19 protein-coding genes and 3 tRNA genes are annotated in these 16,883 nt (G+C 66.5%); 6 read left to right on the plus strand and 16 right to left on the minus strand.

Annotated elements, in window-relative coordinates:
• Nucleotides 1–4 precede the first annotated feature (4 nt).
• The gene (locus H9638_RS00330) at nucleotides 5–652 is read right to left on the minus strand and encodes a CoA transferase subunit A (RefSeq protein WP_225216900.1); all 648 of its coding nucleotides are present in this window, start codon (nucleotides 650–652) and stop codon (nucleotides 5–7) included.
• A gap of 212 nt (nucleotides 653–864) precedes the next feature.
• On the opposite strand from H9638_RS00330, the gene H9638_RS00335 reads away from it, so the two are divergent.
• The 3 genes from H9638_RS00335 (at nucleotide 865) to H9638_RS00345 (ending at nucleotide 3,764) form a co-directional block, all read left to right on the plus strand.
• Entirely contained in the window at nucleotides 865–1,644 is a 780-nt protein-coding gene (locus tag H9638_RS00335) for an IclR family transcriptional regulator (protein WP_191745216.1), read from the plus strand.
• Nucleotides 1,645–2,103: 459 nt separating this feature from the next.
• A complete protein-coding gene (locus tag H9638_RS00340; RefSeq protein WP_191745217.1) occupies nucleotides 2,104–2,907 on the plus strand; it encodes an exodeoxyribonuclease III in 804 nt (267 codons plus the stop codon).
• Nucleotides 2,908–2,954: 47 nt separating this feature from the next.
• Nucleotides 2,955–3,764, plus strand: coding sequence for a hypothetical protein (locus tag H9638_RS00345; protein WP_318241729.1), 810 nt, complete (start codon nucleotides 2,955–2,957; stop codon nucleotides 3,762–3,764).
• On the opposite strand, the gene H9638_RS00350 is transcribed toward H9638_RS00345, so the two are convergent.
• The 10 genes from H9638_RS00350 to H9638_RS00395 form a co-directional block, all read right to left on the minus strand.
• Nucleotides 3,761–4,372, minus strand: a complete 612-nt coding sequence (locus H9638_RS00350) for a hypothetical protein (RefSeq protein ID WP_191745219.1) — start codon at nucleotides 4,370–4,372, stop codon at nucleotides 3,761–3,763. The genes H9638_RS00345 and H9638_RS00350 overlap by 4 nt on opposite strands.
• Nucleotides 4,369–4,971: a DUF6286 domain-containing protein gene (locus H9638_RS00355; RefSeq protein WP_191745220.1), complete on the minus strand. Its 603-nt coding sequence runs from the start codon at nucleotides 4,969–4,971 to the stop codon at nucleotides 4,369–4,371. The genes H9638_RS00350 and H9638_RS00355 overlap by 4 nt, the downstream gene beginning before the upstream one ends.
• Nucleotides 4,968–5,348 (minus strand): hypothetical protein, encoded by a 381-nt coding sequence (locus H9638_RS00360; RefSeq protein WP_191745221.1) that lies wholly within the window; start codon nucleotides 5,346–5,348, stop codon nucleotides 4,968–4,970. Before H9638_RS00360 ends, H9638_RS00355 begins: the two co-directional genes overlap by 4 nt.
• Nucleotides 5,349–5,359: 11 nt before the next feature.
• The gene (locus H9638_RS00365; RefSeq protein WP_066300812.1) at nucleotides 5,360–5,551 is read right to left on the minus strand and encodes a DUF2273 domain-containing protein; all 192 of its coding nucleotides are present in this window, start codon (nucleotides 5,549–5,551) and stop codon (nucleotides 5,360–5,362) included.
• Nucleotides 5,548–5,946, minus strand: coding sequence for an Asp23/Gls24 family envelope stress response protein (locus H9638_RS16680; protein WP_318241730.1), 399 nt, complete (start codon nucleotides 5,944–5,946; stop codon nucleotides 5,548–5,550). The genes H9638_RS00365 and H9638_RS16680 overlap by 4 nt, the downstream gene beginning before the upstream one ends.
• Nucleotides 5,947–6,299: 353 nt before the next feature.
• On the minus strand, nucleotides 6,300–6,743 hold the full coding sequence (locus tag H9638_RS00375) for a pyridoxamine 5'-phosphate oxidase family protein (protein ID WP_191745223.1): 444 nt from the start codon (nucleotides 6,741–6,743) through the stop codon (nucleotides 6,300–6,302).
• Nucleotides 6,744–6,849: 106 nt separating this feature from the next.
• Entirely contained in the window at nucleotides 6,850–8,454 is a 1,605-nt protein-coding gene (locus tag H9638_RS00380; RefSeq protein ID WP_191745224.1) for an MFS transporter, read from the minus strand.
• Nucleotides 8,455–8,642: 188 nt separating this feature from the next.
• Nucleotides 8,643–8,718: transfer RNA gene (locus H9638_RS00385), tRNA-Phe, on the minus strand.
• Between the two features lie 57 nt (nucleotides 8,719–8,775).
• Nucleotides 8,776–8,849: transfer RNA gene (locus tag H9638_RS00390), tRNA-Asp, on the minus strand.
• A 61-nt stretch (nucleotides 8,850–8,910) separates the two neighbouring features.
• Nucleotides 8,911–8,983, minus strand: a tRNA-Glu gene (locus tag H9638_RS00395).
• 221 nt (nucleotides 8,984–9,204) lie between these two features.
• On the opposite strand from H9638_RS00395, the gene H9638_RS00400 reads away from it, so the two are divergent.
• Together H9638_RS00400 and H9638_RS00405 are read left to right on the plus strand one after the other, a co-directional pair.
• Nucleotides 9,205–9,564 (plus strand): metallopeptidase family protein, encoded by a 360-nt coding sequence (locus H9638_RS00400; RefSeq protein WP_191745757.1) that lies wholly within the window; start codon nucleotides 9,205–9,207, stop codon nucleotides 9,562–9,564.
• A gap of 9 nt (nucleotides 9,565–9,573) precedes the next feature.
• Complete coding sequence (locus tag H9638_RS00405) at nucleotides 9,574–10,503, plus strand: cation diffusion facilitator family transporter (protein WP_191745225.1); 930 nt, start codon at nucleotides 9,574–9,576, stop codon at nucleotides 10,501–10,503.
• A gap of 19 nt (nucleotides 10,504–10,522) precedes the next feature.
• On the opposite strand, the gene H9638_RS00410 is transcribed toward H9638_RS00405, so the two are convergent.
• Entirely contained in the window at nucleotides 10,523–11,518 is a 996-nt protein-coding gene (locus H9638_RS00410) for a universal stress protein (protein WP_191745226.1), read from the minus strand.
• 198 nt (nucleotides 11,519–11,716) lie between these two features.
• On the opposite strand from H9638_RS00410, the gene H9638_RS00415 reads away from it, so the two are divergent.
• Complete coding sequence (locus tag H9638_RS00415) at nucleotides 11,717–13,147, plus strand: NCS2 family permease (RefSeq protein WP_191745227.1); 1,431 nt, start codon at nucleotides 11,717–11,719, stop codon at nucleotides 13,145–13,147.
• Nucleotides 13,148–13,225: 78 nt separating this feature from the next.
• On the opposite strand, the gene H9638_RS00420 is transcribed toward H9638_RS00415, so the two are convergent.
• From H9638_RS00420 to H9638_RS00435, 4 genes are all read right to left on the minus strand, one after another.
• The gene (locus H9638_RS00420) at nucleotides 13,226–14,101 is read right to left on the minus strand and encodes a spermidine synthase (protein ID WP_191745228.1); all 876 of its coding nucleotides are present in this window, start codon (nucleotides 14,099–14,101) and stop codon (nucleotides 13,226–13,228) included.
• A gap of 71 nt (nucleotides 14,102–14,172) precedes the next feature.
• The gene (locus H9638_RS00425) at nucleotides 14,173–14,862 is read right to left on the minus strand and encodes an O-methyltransferase (RefSeq protein WP_191745229.1); all 690 of its coding nucleotides are present in this window, start codon (nucleotides 14,860–14,862) and stop codon (nucleotides 14,173–14,175) included.
• Nucleotides 14,862–15,212 carry a thiamine-binding protein gene (locus H9638_RS00430; protein WP_191745230.1) on the minus strand — a complete coding sequence of 117 codons (351 nt, stop codon included), beginning with the start codon at nucleotides 15,210–15,212 and terminating at the stop codon, nucleotides 14,862–14,864. The genes H9638_RS00425 and H9638_RS00430 overlap by 1 nt, the downstream gene beginning before the upstream one ends.
• A 62-nt stretch (nucleotides 15,213–15,274) precedes the next feature.
• Nucleotides 15,275–16,792 (minus strand): amino acid permease, encoded by a 1,518-nt coding sequence (locus H9638_RS00435; RefSeq protein WP_191745231.1) that lies wholly within the window; start codon nucleotides 16,790–16,792, stop codon nucleotides 15,275–15,277.
• Nucleotides 16,793–16,883 lie beyond the last annotated feature (91 nt).

Consider the following 16,883-nt stretch of genomic DNA (forward strand, 5'->3'; position numbering starts at 1 on the left):
GGTCCTAGGCTCCCGTCCGGACTCGAACGGTCCGCTGCTCGATGTGTTTTTCGGTGTTTCCCGCGTCAATGACCCGCTGGACGTAGATGCCGGGGGTATGAATCTGCTCCGGGTCCAGGAAATCCTGCCGCAGCTCTTCCGCCTCCGCGATGGTGAGCCGTCCGGCCGTGGCGACGAGCGGGTTGAAGTTCTGCGCCGTCATCCGGTACCGCAGGTTGCCTTCCGGATCTGCCTGATGTGCCCGCACCAGTGAAATGTCGGCGGTGATACCGCGCTCAAGAATGGCCCGCTTTCCGTCGAAGACTGCTTCGGGCTTTCCCTCCGCCACCGGCGTCCCCACTCCGGTGGGCGTATAGAAGGCCGGAATTCCTGCGCCGCCGGCGCGCAGCCGCTCAGCCAGGGTTCCCTGCGGGACGAACTCCACCTCAAGATCCCCGGACAGATACTGCTCAGCGAACAGCTTGTTCTCGCCGACATAGGAGCCGAGCACCCTGGAAACCTGCTTGTTTTCCAACAGCAGTCCGAGTCCTTTGCCATCCACGCCCATGTTGTTGGAAACGATGATCAGCCCGGTGGCGCCGCTGTCCCGCAGCGCCTGGATGAGGTTCGTAGGGATCCCGCTGAGGCCGAATCCCCCCACTGCGATCGTCATCCCGTCGCGCACGGTGCCCGCGAGGGCCTCCACCGCACTGCTAAAAGTCTTTGAACCCACTTGTTCCCACCTCTCGGACCACATTGTGGACCCGGTCGTGGTCCTGGCAATGACGCTAGATAGCCGCTAATTCGTGGTCAAGGAAAGGCCACTCAGGGAAGGAAATTGCTCATAAGGTGAGTGACAGCCGGCAATGCGTTCATAATGTGGACATGAACGAAACGGTCCAAGGCGCCAAGGTGGTGCATCGCCTCTCACAGGTGCTGCGGACGGTCAGTGCCGCTATGCCGCACGGCATCGGCACAAGCGACGTCGCCCGGAGCACCTCGCTGCCGCGTCCCACCGCGCACAGGCTCCTGGCATCCCTTACTGCCGAGGGTTTCCTGGACCACGATCAGCGGACCGGCCGCTGGCTCCTGGGGCCAGAGCTTTACTTGATGGGTTCGGTGGCTGCAGAGCGGTATGACGTCACCGGCATTGCCCGGGAACACGTCAAAGCCCTGGCCGACGCGACCGGGGAGAGCGCCTTTTTCTCCGTGCGCCGCGGGGACGAGAGCGTTTGCCTGCTCCGGGAGGACGGCGCTTTCCCCATCCGTTCGTTCGTTCTGTACGAAGGCAAGCGTTTTCCCCTAGGAGTTGCCTCGGCGGGCCTCGCCATCCTGGCCTTCCTGCGGGAAGACGCCATTGAGCGCTACCTGGCGAACGCCGACCTCTCCAAGGATTTTGGGGCCGAGCACGACCGGGAGTCCCTCCGGGCCCGGATTGCCGACACCCGTGCTGCCGGATACGCGGTTAACCCGGAACTGATCGTCACGGGCAGCTGGGGAATGGGAGCAGCAGTCTTCGACCGGGCGGGCCAGCCGGCGTGGGCACTGAGCCTCACGGGCATCGAGTCCCGCTTCACGGCCGAACGGCGTCCGGAGCTCGGCAGCCTGCTGCTGCAGCACGCCCACGCGCTCACCACAAGGCTGCGGTCCTCCGGCTCCGTATAGCACCAGCCCCAGTACGCAGTGGAGTAGGAACGCGTGTCGCAGAGGACGGCACCGCATGGGTTTTCGACTCGCATCATGCAGCTCCCCCACCCCTGGCCGGGCTTCCCCGACGTGCGGCTCCTCCCGGCGGACTTCCACACGCTGGATGCGCAGCTCTGGTGACCTACACCGGGCAGAACCCGCCATACCTGCCCACCCGGTACCCCGGATCCGGACGCAGAACCAGCCCGCCGGACGGGCCGGGTGAGGCGGCTTTAATATTCCTAGCGAGCCCTGCGAGCGAGGAATTTCGTTGCCGCCGTTCCGGTCCGCCCGCCGGGCGGGCGCCCACGTACCCGGCACCCAACGGGCGGGCACCCGGCGCGGGCCACCCAGGACTCGCCAGGGACGCTCGAACCCCAGAGACGCGCGACCCCGCACCGCAGGACGCAGATGCCCGGATTGGGTAACGTAGCAAGGGTGAAGATTGCTACCTGGAACGTGAACTCCATCCGTGCCCGTGCCGACCGCGTTGAAGCCTGGCTGCAGCGCTCCGACGTGGATGTCCTCGCCATCCAGGAAACGAAGGCGAAGGATGAGAACTTTCCGTGGGACATGTTCGAGTCCAACGGCTACGAAGTTGCGCACTTTGGGCTGAGCCAGTGGAACGGCGTCGCCATCGCGTCCCGGGTGGGGCTCGACGACGTCGAACGCACGTTCCCGGGCCAGCCGCACTTCGGCAAGACCGAGGAAACCACCGCCGCTGAGGCCCGGGCCATCGGCGCCACCTGTGGCGGAGTCCGGATTTGGAGCCTCTATGTTCCCAACGGCCGGGCCGTGGGTGATCCGCACATGCCGTACAAGCTGGAATGGCTGAAGGTCCTCAAGGACCAGGCAGCAGCCTGGGTGGAAGCTGATCCCAAGCTCAACCTGGCGTTGATGGGTGACTTCAACATCGCTCCCCGCGATGAGGACGTGTGGGACATCGACTGGTTCCGCGCCCAGAACGCCACCCACGTCACCGAACCGGAGCGCGCCGCCTTCCAGGCCTTCCTGGATGCGGGTTTCCAGGACCTTTCGCGGCCCTACACCGAAGGCCCGGGCGTCTACACGTACTGGGATTACACCCAGCTGCGTTTCCCGAAGAAGCAGGGCATGCGCATCGACTTCGCCCTGGGCTCCCCTGCCCTGGCGGAACGGGTCACCGGCGCCCACATCGACCGGGAAGAACGCAAGGGCAAGGGCGCCTCTGACCATGCGCCCGTGATCGTGGAGCTGGATTAGCCGTGGCCGGGGGATCCGGGGGTACCGCGTGGCGCACGTTCCCGTACGTGTCCTATCTCCGCGTCTATGAACCGCTGGATGCCTTCGACGACGACCAGCAGCTAAGGATCCTGGACCAGCGCTCCCGTGCGCGGCATGAGACTGAGGTGCTGGAGCGCAGCGACGCTGTCCGGCGCCTGGTCCGGGCTGTGTCGGATCCTTTCCCGCACAATTCGACTGACCTGGTCCGCGTGCTGCACCATCCGCGGCCGGATGGAACCACCACCCGCCTCTACTGCCCCAACCAGCTGGCCGTGCGGACCTCATTGGCGGCCGAGTCACTTGGCGAGACGGTCAACGGGCCGCTGGTGAACGTGCTGCTGCCGGAGGTCGCCAGGGAAGCCCATGCAGCCCGCATCGATCCGGACGCCTTCGCTGATTCCCTCGCCAAGCTGCACACCCGCTCTGCCACCTGGGGCGTGCCGTTCGGCTGGTTCGTCCTGATTCATGAGGACGACCAGGCAGAGGTCATTGAGGACGACGGCCGGGTCCTCACCGTCCGTCTGTCCGCGCCGATCCAGCAGTGCATCGAACGGGCCCGGCATGCCGCCGCGGCCCTTGCGCTGGCGGCACCGGAGCTGGATCTGCTGGATGAGCTCACCGACCTTGTGGCCTGGCTGGACGTTTTCTCCCCGGACGCGGTGCTGGAGCTGGACTACGGGCCGGTAGCGGAGCTGGTCTATCCGGACGATTCCCCGTCGGACGTGCGGCTGGGCATCGAATCCCTCGCCGAGGGAGACATGACGGGCGCCGCCGCTGCGTACCGCCGGCTGGCCGGACGCTGGATTCCCATCCGCCAGCTGGCCCGCGCCTCCTAGCGCACCCGGTCCTCGCGGCCGAGCCGGTAGCGCGGTCCGGCCTCCAGGCTGATCAGCACGGTGGAGCTGCGGCCGAGGGCACTGTCCAGGGCATCAACCAAGTGCGTGGCGTCGGCGGCGACCAGGTGCGGCGCCGCCCCCTGGCGGGGCGTGATCCGGACCCGCAGCCCGGTTCCCGAACGCAGTGCCCAGGTACTCACCGCCACCGACATCACGTCCGGGTCCTGCTGCAGTGCTGCCCGCAGCGCCTGCTCCGGCACAGCGCCGCTGACCGCGATGCGGCCGGGGGCGCCGTCGTCGTCGTACTCCGCCACCAGCGTGTCCACCCGGCCGCGGCCCTGGGCGGAAATCCAGAGGACCAGCAGCACAGCGGTCACCGCCATGGTCAGTGCCAGCAGCGGCCACAGCCAGCTCTGCGACTGGCCGGGCATGGCCGTGTCCTCGAGCACCCGCCCGGCATCGGCCACGAGCGACGGCGCAGTGTCCTGCCACCAGCGGGCCGCGGCGGGGCTGGTGCTGAGCAGGACCAGGCCGCTGCCGACGGCCAGCAGGAGCAGGCCTGCCAGCCCCAGCAGGACCCGGTTCAGGGTTCGTGGTGTGCGGTTCACTGGCCGATCGCCCCCATCGTTGAAACCTGGATGTGGACGGCGGGCTGGGGTTCCAGCCCGGTCAGCGCAAGTTCGTCCTCCACCGCGGCCCGCACGGCGTCGGCGTCCACGGGAATCCCGGACGTGGGGCGGATGCGGACCTCAACGCGGGTACGCCCCACCGTCACCAGGACCTGGCCTGCGGCGACACCGGCGGTCAACCGGCTGCGGCGGGCCAGCGAGGCTGCCAGCACTTCGGCTTCGACCACGACGGCGGCACGCGGGTTGGGGATGGCGTAACGGGCGCGGCGCCCCGGGAGGACGGCCATAAGGAAAAACCACAGCCCGGCCAGGAAGATCAGGCCCCCGGCCAGTCCCAGGTACACCGGATCCGCGTCCCGCGGCAGGCCGGCGAGCCAGTGCGCGAAGGTTGGCGGATCGATCAGCCATTCCTCCTGGCCCAGCGACTGCAGGACCGATTCCAGCAGGACGTAGAGGCAGAACAGGATGCCCAGGACCGCGGCGATGATCGCGGGAACTGTGCGGGCGGCATGGGTTTCACGCCGCACGATCCGCCTGATGGTGCCTTCGGCCGGCGGCGCAGAGGTTGTCCCGCTCAACGGACCCGGCTCCCTTCCTGCACCCGGATCCCGGTCACCCGGATGTCCACAAGGGACAGGATCGAGCCGGTGAGGTAGGTGATGCGCTGCAGCAGCAGGGGCTTGGCTGCGTGGACCCGTTGCCACACTGACCCGCCGGTGCGCTCCACCAGTCCTGGGTCCTTTACGACGGCGTCCAGCGGCGGCATCGTCACGGGCAGGGCCAGGGACAGGGCGAGCAGGCCCTCATCATCGCTCCAGGTGACGCGGATCGCCGAGGCAGGGATGCCGAAGTGTTCCGCGGCCATCGCCTGCGCGGTGCTGGTTAGCGCCTGGGTGCTGATCCGGTTGTGCCCGGCCAGCTTGGCTGCCGTTCGGGTCCCGGCGGGGGCTGTCATCACGGCACTGCTCACGAGGACGAACGGCGTCCGGTCAGCGCATCCCGCACGCTGCGGAAGTCGACCTTGCCCTCTGCCGCCCGGCCCAGGAAGGCTCCGACTGCTATGAACAGGGCCATCAGCAGGAAGCCCCAGAAGTCGAAAATCAGGGCGGTGAAGGCCAGCACGGCACCTACGGCCATGCCCACCACGGTCGGTTTCATAGTTCCTGCCTCACTTCGGGGATATGTACGTCAGCGATGGAGACATTGACCTCGACGACGTTCAATCCCACCAGGTCTTCCACCGCGGTGTAGACGGCCTGCCGCACGTTGTCGGCGATACCGGTCAGCGGCGTGCCGTACTCGGCGACGAGGGTGATATCCACGGCTGCCTCGGTCTCCCCCACTTCGACGTTCACGCCGGCGGTGGCACTGCTGTCCGAACCGGCGACGGCGTCACGCACCGCGCCAAGCGTCCGTCCCCCGCCGGATCCCAGCGTGTGGACGCCCGGAACAGCGCGGGCGGCAATGGCAGCAACTTTCGCGACGGCCTGTTCGGAGATAGCGGTCCGGCCGCCTGCCTCTGCACCGGAGGGAGCAGGGACTGCTGCAGGCACGGCCGCAGCAGGCGCAACGGTACCGGGGACGGGGGTGGCGGGGGCCGCTGCGGCTGGGGCCGGCGGAACTGCAGCTGCCGGGTGGCCGCCTGGCTCCTGCGGTTTGGGTCCTGGCCCGGGCGGCGGAGCCGATGCCCCGGCAAGACCGTGCTGGTTTGCGGGAGCGGGCTGGCCGGCGGGGGTTCGCTGGCCAGCGGGAGGAACAGGGCGGCTGGCCGGTTTGCCCGGCTGCGGCGGCAACGGTGATGCTGGCTGTGCTCCGGGATCGGCGGGACCGGACCCCGGCGTGTTCTGGGCGTCATCCATAACAGCCAAGCCTAGCCCCTCACCTGCTTTGTTGGGCAGGGAAGGGGTCAGGCCATCCGCACCCGCCTGCCCGTCACCTCGGTTGGATCGATGCCCACAAACAGGTTTCGCTCTCCGCCGCCGTAGGGCGCCGCGGCCCTCAGACCCCACAGCGTGGTGAGCAGGGATTCGTCCCGGACAGCGTTGGCGCGTCCACTGACCAGGACCGACCAGCCCTCCATGCGCTCCCCGTCATGGGAATCCACCTGGAAGGAGGTGTTGAGGTCCCCCGGCAGGAGCGCCAGCCCGCTTTGGCTGCTGGTCCGGAAGTAGACAGAGTTCCCGTTCACCAGATAATTCACTGGGAAGACGAGCAGACGGCCATCCTGCAGGAACGCAATGCGTCCGGTGCTCTCGCCGGTCAGCAGGGCCCAGCACTCCGCCTCACTGAGCGCCTGGCTTTCGTGGGGGCTGACGGACTCCCATTCGAATCTCTCGCTGCTTGGAAACATCTTTGTCCTCCAGGTAGTGGTCGGGCGTCCCAGTGAACCCGCTAAAGGAGGAGTTGAACAGGGCACCCCTGTCCACGGCGGAGCCACCAACCCGGAATTGGGCGGTTCAGCCCAGAATTGTCCCCTCCCCGGAAGCGGAGGGCTTGGGATCCGGAAGCCGCATCATGCGGAAGGACGTGAGCAGGCCTAAGAGCCCGGCGAGGATGGGAATGAACAGCGCGATTTGCAGGGCGATCGGCCGAGCCTCCGTGTTGATGCGCACGATCTCGTCCCGGATCTCCTCGGGCTGGGTGGCGAGGAGCACCTCGAGCTGTGTGTTGCTCAGCACCTGGGCATCGTCTTCGAGCACCCGGGCAACCTGCTGCTGCTCATCGGGCGGGAGCATCGTGCTCGACTCCGCCATGCTGGTGAAGATGAGGGACAGGGCCGCCAGCATAACGCCGCCGGCAAATGCGAGCCCGAAGGATAAGCCGAACGACCCGGCGGCCGAGTTCACGCTCGCAGCCTCGCTGACCCGTTCGTCCGAGACCGGGGACAGCGTGTAGTTGTTCAGCTGGGACACCAGCAGTCCGAGGCCGCCTCCCGCGATGACCAGCGGGAGGAGGAGCCACCAGCCGGAGTCCGCGCGCGGCACGATCGGCACGAGCACCCCGAGCCCCACGACCAGGAGCAGGAAGCCCCACCTGATGAGGCTGGCCGGACGCCGCTTCCCGGTCCGCTTACCCGCGAGCATGGCGACCGCGAACATGGTCAGCGAGAGCGGGGCGATCGACAACCCAGACTGCATCGCGTTGTATCCAAGCACCATCTGGAGGTAGATGGGCAGAACGATCATGGTGCCGCCCAGGGCGATCTGCTGTTGCATTTGCCCCGTGGCACCAAACCGGAAGGCTTTCGAGCCGAACAGACCCGGGTCCAGCAGTGTCGGCTTGTCCCGGCGCTTGCGCCGAACGAGCCAGTAGACCAGCCCGGCCAGCCCGGCGGCACCGACGGCCAGGAGGGCGCCCACCGCTTCGCCGCCCTCCTGCCACACCAGGATGCCGAGGACGATTCCGCCCATGCCCACGATGGACAGCAGCGATCCGATGATGTCCAGCGTTCGCGGTCCCAGATAGGGGACGTCGTGAACCAGCTTGATGCCGGCAAGCACGACGGCGATGACCAGGGCCTCGAGCAGGAAGGCAACACGCCAGGACAGGAACGTGGTGATGAAGCCACCGAGGAGCGGCCCGACTGCCGCGGCGATCGCAGCCGAGGCTCCGACCAGGGCATAGACCCGTTTCTGCGCCGTTCCCTCGAAATTGCCGTGGATAAGGGACTGAATGGAGGGAAGGAGCAGAGATGCTCCCAGGCCGCCGATCACGGCCCAGAAGATGATGATGGGGAGCAGGGTCTGGGCCAGCGTCATCGCCACGGCCCCGACCGCATAGCAAACCAGCCCGATCACGTAGGCGCGCCTGCGTCCGATCAGGTCGCCGATCTTGCCGCCGATCAGGATAAAGGCAGCGGAGACCAGTGCCTCGAGCGCGATCGTCGACTGAAGGCCGCTGACGGTGGCCCCGACGTCCCGCACCACGGCGGAGATCGAGACGTTCATGATCGATGTGTCGACGACGAGCACGAACATCGCCATGGCCAGCAGCAGCGCAAGCCGCCCGTTGAATGGCGCAGCCTGAGCGTCGCCGTCGTTCGCCGGGTCCGCCGGGTTCATCGGTGGAACTTTCCCCGGCCCGCCGGGTGCGGGTTCGTGTTGCAGCCGGGCATGTCGCCTCCTCTGGCGTGGCCCTGGCAGGCGCACCGGCTGCATGCTCCTGCACGTGCAGGTACACACAACCACAACCGGGAAGAAACCGGAAGGCAAAGAAAAACCCCGCACTCAATGAGTACGGGGTTTTTAGCTGGTGGCTCCGACCGGCGTCGATCCGGTGACCTTTCGATTTTCAGTCGAACGCTCTACCAACTGAGCTACAGAGCCGGGCATCATCGAATCGATGATCACCGAGATCTTCCAAATCGCTTCAGAAAATCTGAGCGACCCTGACGGGACTTGAACCCGCGACCTCCGCCGTGACAGGGCGGCGCGCTAACCAACTGCGCTACAGGGCCTTGCATTTCACGAGTGTCAACTCTACCAGCTTTTCAGCCGGTGATTTACCACTTTCGTGAGTACCCCCAACGGGATTCGAACCCGTGCCGCCGCCGTGAAAGGGCGGTGTCCTAGGCCGCTAGACGATGGGGGCTCAGAACACGCAGCGTTCAACTTGGCTAACCCCGAACATCTAAGCACTTCTGCGTGTCAGTTCGGTGTCAGTCAGATTTCCCGGCTGCGGACCTATAAAACTATAGGGCCTACTTCCCGGATTTCCAAAATCGGCGCAAAAACGGCCGCAGACAGGGCTGCCATAGCGTCCCCCTGAGCCATCAGAGTGCCACAGACTAGAGTGGAAGCGTGCCGATCGAGATGACTCCCGACGACTTCGAAGCAGCGGTCGACGACGCCCTGAACTCCATTCCCGCCGACCTGGCCAAGGCCATGAACAACGTGGCCGTTTTCGTCGAGGACGAATACGTTCCCGGACCAGGCGAGGACCCCGGAACTGAACTCCTGGGACTCTATGACGGAACGCCGCTCACCGAACGGGATTCCTGGTGGGGAGCCGGCTCCCTGCCGGACCGAATCGTTATTTTCAGCGGACCCCTGACCCGGATGTGCGAAACCCGGGCGGAACTGGTGGACGAAATCCGGATCACGGTCATCCACGAAGTGGCCCACCACTTCGGGATCGACGACGCGCGGCTGCACGAACTCGGCTGGGGCTAGCCTGTAAGTATGGGGAATCACTCCGGCCACAGCCATGGCCTGCCGCAGGGCACTGCCACCGGCAGGCACCGCCGCAAGCTGCTTGCCGTTTTTCTGATTACACTCTCCGTGGTCTTCATTCAGGCTGCGGGCGCCTTGGTCTCCGGCTCCCTGGCCCTGATGGCCGACGCCGGACACATGCTTTCCGACGCCGCCGGCGTCTCCATCGCCCTGCTCGCGGCCTGGATTGCGGGACGGCCGGCGACGTCGAAACGGACCTACGGCTACCAGCGCGCCGAGGTCCTGGCCGCCCTGGCGAATTCGCTGCTGCTGATCGTGATTGCCGTCGTGATCTTCACTGAAGCGATCCGGCGGATCGGGGACACCCCCGAGGTGCAGACGGGCATCATGCTCTTCGCAGCGGTCATTGGCGGTCTGGCCAATCTGGTGTCCTTGTTCATCCTCCGCAGCGGCCGCAAGGAAAGCCTGAATGTGCGCGGAGCCTACCTGGAGGTCCTGGGAGATCTGCTGGGTTCCGCCGCCGTAGTGGTCTCCGCCCTCGTCATTATGCTGACGGGCTACCAGCAGGCGGATGTCTGGGCATCATTCCTGATCGCGTTTATGATCCTGCCGCGCGCGTGGTCGCTGCTGCGGGAGGTGATTGGCGTACTGCTCGAAGCCACTCCGCAGGGTGTGGATGTGGAAATGATCCGCGAGCACATTGTCTCGGTCGCAGGCGTAAGCGACGCCCATGACATCCATATCTGGACGATCACCTCCGGCGTTCCGGTCTTCTCCGCGCACGTGGTGGTGGATGAGGAATACCTGACGCCGCACGGGATGGACACCATCCTGGACCGGCTGGGGACCTGTCTCTCAAGCCACTTCGACACCGAGCACTGCACCTTCCAGCTCGAGCCCGAGCGGCATGCCGTCCACGAGGGTGAACGGCACGCCTAGGCATCTGTCTCCGGACGGGCTACTGCTCCACCATCGGACCGAACTTCGGACGGTCAGTCAGGCGGGGGTCCTCATGATCGGGAACCACCATGACCGGGCCCTTGGCATGGTGCAGCACGCTCTGGCTGGTGGAACCCAGCAGCATCCCGGTGAATCCGCCGCGGCCCCGGGTACCCAGGACCACCAGTTCGGCCTTCGCCGTGCGTTCGACCATAATCTCCGCGGGCGGGCCATCCACCAATTCCACTGACATCTCCAGGTCCGGGAAGTGGCTCTGCAGCCATTCCCGCCCCGCAGAAAGCTGCACCATCAGTTCTTCGTGGAGCGCTTCGACATCCAAGGGCGCCGGCACCCAGGCCAGGGAGCCGCTGAACGGGGGCAGCGCGCACACGATCCGCAGCGGCAGGCCCATGCTGCGGGCCTGCTCGGCTGCAGCCAGCGAAGCCGCGCGTGCGTGTTCGGAACCGTCCACGCCGACTACTACAGCCTGATGCACGTCGTCGGTCACCGGAGAACCCGCCGGTGCGGCCACGCCGGATTCCGGCAGCCGGCCAGCCGTCCGCAGCGGAACGATGACGGTGGGGCACTTTGCGTGGGCCGGCAGCGCACTGGAGACGGAGCCGAGGAGCCGTCCTACGAATCCGCCGCGGCCACGCGAGCCCACAACCATCAGTTCGGCATCTTCGGAGAGCTCCAGCAGGACGGCGGCGGCGTCTCCGCTTTCGACGCGGGGGACGATTTCCAGGCCGTGCGGGGACACCCTGGCCAGGGTTTTCTCCTGCACGGAGCGGGCACCGTCACGGATCACGGCGTCGTCAATGGCCGTGTAACCGGCGTCCATCGAAGACGCAGCAAAGATGGGAACTGTGTAGGCGGTCACCACGTGCAGCGGAACCCCCCGCCGCCGGGCTTCCCGCGCCGCCCAGGTCAGCGCGCAGATACTTTGATCCGAACCGTCAACGCCTACTACAATCCCGGACCGGGCTGTGGCCGCATTCCACTCTGAATCGGACATTACCGGCTCCCTTCGGATACGCGCCCAACCGTCATCGGTTGTGCTCCTGAAACCAGCCTACTGCGCAGGGCACCGGCACTGTGACTTAGGTCAAACACGCGTACACACGGTTAAGGGCCTGCTTCCACGCAGGACTATTATCGGAATGCGGCCTGTCCGCTCTCCCAGACACCACAACATCTTCAGAGGAAATCCGCCATGCTCAAGCAAGGTTCCAGACTGGACCGGTATTTTGAAATCTCCAAGCGCGGTTCCACGGTAGGGACGGAGATCCGTGGAGGTCTGGCCACCTTCTTTGCCATGAGTTACATCGTGGTGCTGAACCCGTTGATCCTCGGCGGCGAAGACGGCACCGGCCGATCCCTCGGCGGCCCTGCCATCGCAGCGGCGACCGCGCTGGTGGCCGGCGTCCTCACCATCATCATGGGCGCCTGGGCCAAGCACCCGTTCGCCATGGCCACGGGCCTGGGCGTCAACGCCTTCGTAGCCGTCACAGTGGCCACCAATGACAACCTCACCTGGCAGGATGTCATGGGCCTGGTGGTGCTGGCGGGCATCACCATGTTCATCCTGGTCCTCACCGGCTTCCGGACAGCCGTCTTCAAAGCCGTTCCCGCGAGCCTGAAGACCGCGATCGTGGTGGGCATCGGCATGTTTATCGCACTGCTGGGCTTTGTCAACGCCGGCTTTGTCCGCCGCATCCCCGACGCCGCCGGCACCACCGTGCCGGTGCAGCTCGGCGACGGCGGCGAACTGCTGGGCTGGCCCACGTTCGTGTTCGCCTTCGGCCTGATCCTGACCATCGGGCTGATGGCCCGCAAGGTCCGCGGCGCGATCCTGATCGGCATCCTGGCCTCCACCGTGCTCGCCGTGATCATCGAGGCTGTGGCATCGCCGGGAAGCCAGGGCGCGGGCAAGGCGACCGGCTGGTCCTTGGTCACGCCGAGCATGCCGGAGTGGGGTGCGCCGGACCTGTCCCTGATCGGCAACTTCAACCTCTTCGGCTCCTTCGAGAAGCTGGGCATCATCGGCGCCTCCCTGCTGGCGTTCGTGATCCTCCTGAGCATCTTCTTCGATGCGATGGGCACCATGGTTGGCCTGTCCAGCGAAGCCGGAAGCATCGACAAGGACGGGAACATCCCCAACGTGGAGCGCGTGCTCCTCGTGGACGCCGCGGGTGCCATCGCCGGCGGCGGCGCCAGCGTCTCCTCCAACCAGCTGTTCGTCGAATCCGGTGCCGGCATCGGTGAAGGCGCCCGGACCGGCCTGGCGTCCATCGTCACCGGCCTGCTGTTCATTGCGGCCATGTTCCTGACCCCGCTGATCTACCTGGTCCCGTTCGAGGCCGTGGCCCCCGCGCTCGTCGTCGTCGGTTACCTGATGGTCAGCCAGGTCGGCAAGATCGACTGGTCGGACATCGGACTGGCACTGCCGTCCTTCCTGACCATCGCCCTGATGCCGTTCACCTACTCGATCGCCAACGGTCTTGGTGCCGGGTTCGTTTCCTACGTACTGATCCGCGTTTTCCAGGGCCGGGCGAAGGAAATCCATCCTGTGATGTGGATTGTCGCCGCCGCGTTTGCCGTCTTCTTCTGCGTCGGCCCGATCGAAGCAGCCCTCGGCGTGTAGGTTCCAGCTGAACAGAACCACACAAAAATGGTGCCCCTGCCGATCCGGCGGGGGCACCATTCCTGGTTGAGGAAGCTGCTAACCGGCTGCCGGGAGCCCCGCTTCGGCGTCCCGGAGCACCTGGGAACCGCGGGCGAACCCGCGCACCTTGGCGTCGTCCCAGAGCTGGGCCGGCACGGCCCCGCCGAGCAGCCTGCGCGGCAGCCCCGGATCCTCCGCGAAGGGCACATCCGCTCCGGCGATGATGATGTTGCCGTAGCGGCGGCCCTTGAGCATGGCGGGATCCGCGATGATCGCCGTGTGGCGGAAGGCCGCGGCAATGGTTGCCGCTTCCCGGCGGGCGGTGCGCAGGTCCGGGGCGTCCCCGCAGTTGACCACGTACAGTCCGCCGGGGCCGAGCACCCGCTTGGCATGGCCCAGGAATTCGGCAGTGGTCAGCGGCAGCGGAGTTTTATCTCCCGCGAAGACATCGCGGATCAGCAGGTCCCTGCTGTCCTCGCTGAGCGACTCGGTAACCTCACGGGCCTCGCCCACGCGCAGCCGCATCAGCGGAGCACGCGGCAGGTCGAACCAGCCGCGCACCAGTTCCGCGAGCCGGCCGTCCAGTTCCACGACCACCTGCCGGGCATTCGGGTAGACAGCAGCGAAGTAGCGGGCCATGGAACACGCCCCGCCGCCCAGATGGAGCGCCCGCAGCTTGGTCTCCGGATCGAACCGGGACTCAACCAGGGCGGCGATCCAGCGCATGTACTCAAAGTCGAGTTCCCGCGGATCCTCCAGGTCAATATGGGAGGAGTGCACGCCGTTGATCTTCAGCAGCCAGCCGGAGGAGGAAAACTGGTCCGGAAGCAGTTCGCACGTTCCGGTATCAATCTCATGCCGGCCGGGCACGGGACCGGCGCTGTCACTTGATGGTTGGTCCGGGGCAGCCCGGCCGGGACGTTTCCTGCCCATCAGGCGTCAGCCATCGGGAAATGCGCAAAGCTCATGCTTCCAGCTTAGGCGCGGCGGAACCTGCCGGGTGCCTAGGTCACGATGGCCAAGGCGAAGCCGTCCCAGCCCTTGGCGCCCACGGTCTGCAGCGCCGTCGATTCCAGCCGGGGGTGCGAACCCATCAGTTCCAGTGCGGCGCGCGTGCCCTGGATGGCTGAGTCGCCGTCGGGATCCAGCACTCCGCCGTAGCGCACCACGTTGTCCAGGACGATCACCGTGCCGGGCCGGGAAAGCCGGATGGCCCACTCCAGATAGGCCGGGTTGCTTTCCTTGTCCGCGTCGATGAACACGAGGTCGAACGGTTCGCTGCCTTCCAGCCCGGGAAGGGTGTCCAGGGCGGCGCCGACCCGGATGTCCACCAGGTGCCCGACGCCGGCGCGGTCCAGGTTCTTCCGCGCCACCTCCGCGTGCAGGGGCACGTATTCGCAGGTCACCATGGAGCCGTCCGCCGGCAGTCCGCGCGCCAGCCAGGACGTGCTGAACCCGCCGAGGGTGCCGATCTCCAGGATCCGGCGGGCGCCGGCCAGCCGCGCCAGCAGCATGAGGAACTTGCCCTGCCCCGGGCTCACTTCGATGGGCGGGAGGCCGGCTGCGGCGGCGTCCTCCACCGCGGCCACCAGCGCCGCGTCAGGGTGGACGACGACGCCGGTGAGGTAGGAATCGACGTCGGCCCAGTCGCCGCTGCCGTGCTCTGCCCTGATGCCCTGGTGCTGGCCGGCCATCAGGAGTGCCCGCGGTATTCGTCTTCGGCGTCCAGGACCTTTTCCAGCCGCTCGACCTTGCCGGTCAGTTCACCGGTGTGGCCGGGCCGGATGTCGGCTTTCAGCACCAGCGAGACCCGGCTGCCATACCGGCCCACGGCCTCGGTGGCGCGCCGGATCACGTCCATGACCTCATCCCATTCACCCTCGATGGTGGTGAACATGGCGTCGGTGCGGTTCGGCAGGCCGGACTGGCGGACGATCTTCACGGCGGCGGCAACGGCGTCGTGCACCGAAGCGTCTGCGGACGGACCGGCGGGGCCGGTCTCCGGACCCACGCCGGAAGGGGCAACTGAGAAGGCTACAAGCATGCGCCCAGTCTGCCACCGGTCCGGACAAAGCTGAACCACTCCGTAGCACCGCGCAACACAGCCTAGGCCTCCCCGGCCGCCGTCCGCTTGGCGGCAGCCTCTTTCTCCTCCACTGCCGGGTTCAGCCGTGAGCGGCGGCGGCTGTAGCCGAAGTACACCACAAACCCGAGAAGCAGCCAGCCGGCGAAAAGGATCCAGGTTTCCACCGAGAGGTTGGTCATCAGGTAGAGGCAGAGCAGGGTGGACAGCACCGGCAGCACCGGACCGAAGGGCACCCGGAACGCCGGCTTCAGGTCCGGGCGCTTCCGCCGCAGCACCAGCACCCCGGCGCTGACCACCACGAAGGCCGAAAGCGTGCCGATGTTGATCATTTCCTCCAGGACATCCACCTGGGTGAACCCAGCCACCAGCGCCACGAGCACGCCGCACAGGATCTGCAGGCGGGCAGGGGTGGCGTGCTTGGAACTGGTCTTGGACAGGGCGCGGGGCAGCAGGCCGTCGCGGGACATGGCCAGCACCACCCGGGCCAGCCCCATCAGCAGCACCATAATGACCGTGGTGAGGCCGATCAGCGAGCCGATGGCGATGACCTGCGCGGCCCCCGTATTGCCGACCAGGGTGAACGCTGTGGCGAGGTTGGGCGCTTCCGCCGCCGCCAGGTCCGTGTAGGAGACCATTCCGGTCAGGGCCAGGGAAACCCCGATATACAGGGCCGTGACCACGGCCAGGCCGGCGAAGATACCGCGCGGCAGGGTGCGCCCGGGGTCCTTGACCTCCTCGGCGGAGGTGGCGACGACGTCGAACCCGATAAAGGCGAAGAAGACGACGGCGGCGCCGGCGAAGACGCCCATGAGTCCGTACTGGGCCGGGGCAGCGCCCGTCAGGAAGGAGAAGAGCGACTGCGCCATCACACCCTCCGTTCCGGCGGCCGCGGTGGAGACTGCGTCCGGAATGAACGGGGTGTAGTTATCGAAGTCGATGTAGAAGAAGCCGGCGACGATCACGAACAGGACGACGCCGATCTTGATCAGGGTGAAGACGTTGCCAACCCGTGCGGAGAGCTTGGTCCCCATCACCAGCAGCACGGTGAAGACTGCCACGATCAGGAACGGACCCCAGGTCATTTCGATCGGCCCCAGCGAAATGCTGGCCGGAATGTTCCAGCCGATCAGGGCGAAAACCTCACTGAGATAGATGCCCCAGTACTTGGCGATCACGGCCGCCGCGGTGAACAGCTCCAGGATCAGGTTCCAGCCGATAATCCAGGCGACCAGCTCCCCCATCGTGGCGTAGCTGAAAACGTAGGCGGAGCCGGCCACCGGAATCGCGGTGGCGAACTCGGCATAACACATGATCGCCAGCGCGCAGGTGATCGCAGCAAGCACGAAGGAGAGCGTCACGGCCGGGCCGGAAAATTCGGCTGCGGCTTTGGCGCCCACGGAGAAGATGCCGGCACCGACGGCGACGGCGACTCCCATGATCATCAGGTCCCACGTGGTCAGCGAGCGCCGAAGCCGGCGGCCTTCCTCGTCGGCGTCGGCCAGTGATTTCTCAATGGGCTTGGTTCGGAAAAGACTCACTCCGGGATCCTTGCTGTGGGGCGCTGACAGGAAGGCCCCAGTGGGGCCAAGGGGTACAAGTGTAGGCACAGGGCGGTAGCGAAGTGCAGTG

It is taken from the genome of Arthrobacter pullicola (assembly GCF_014836875.1).
Lineage (GTDB): Bacteria > Actinomycetota > Actinomycetes > Actinomycetales > Micrococcaceae > Arthrobacter_B > Arthrobacter_B pullicola.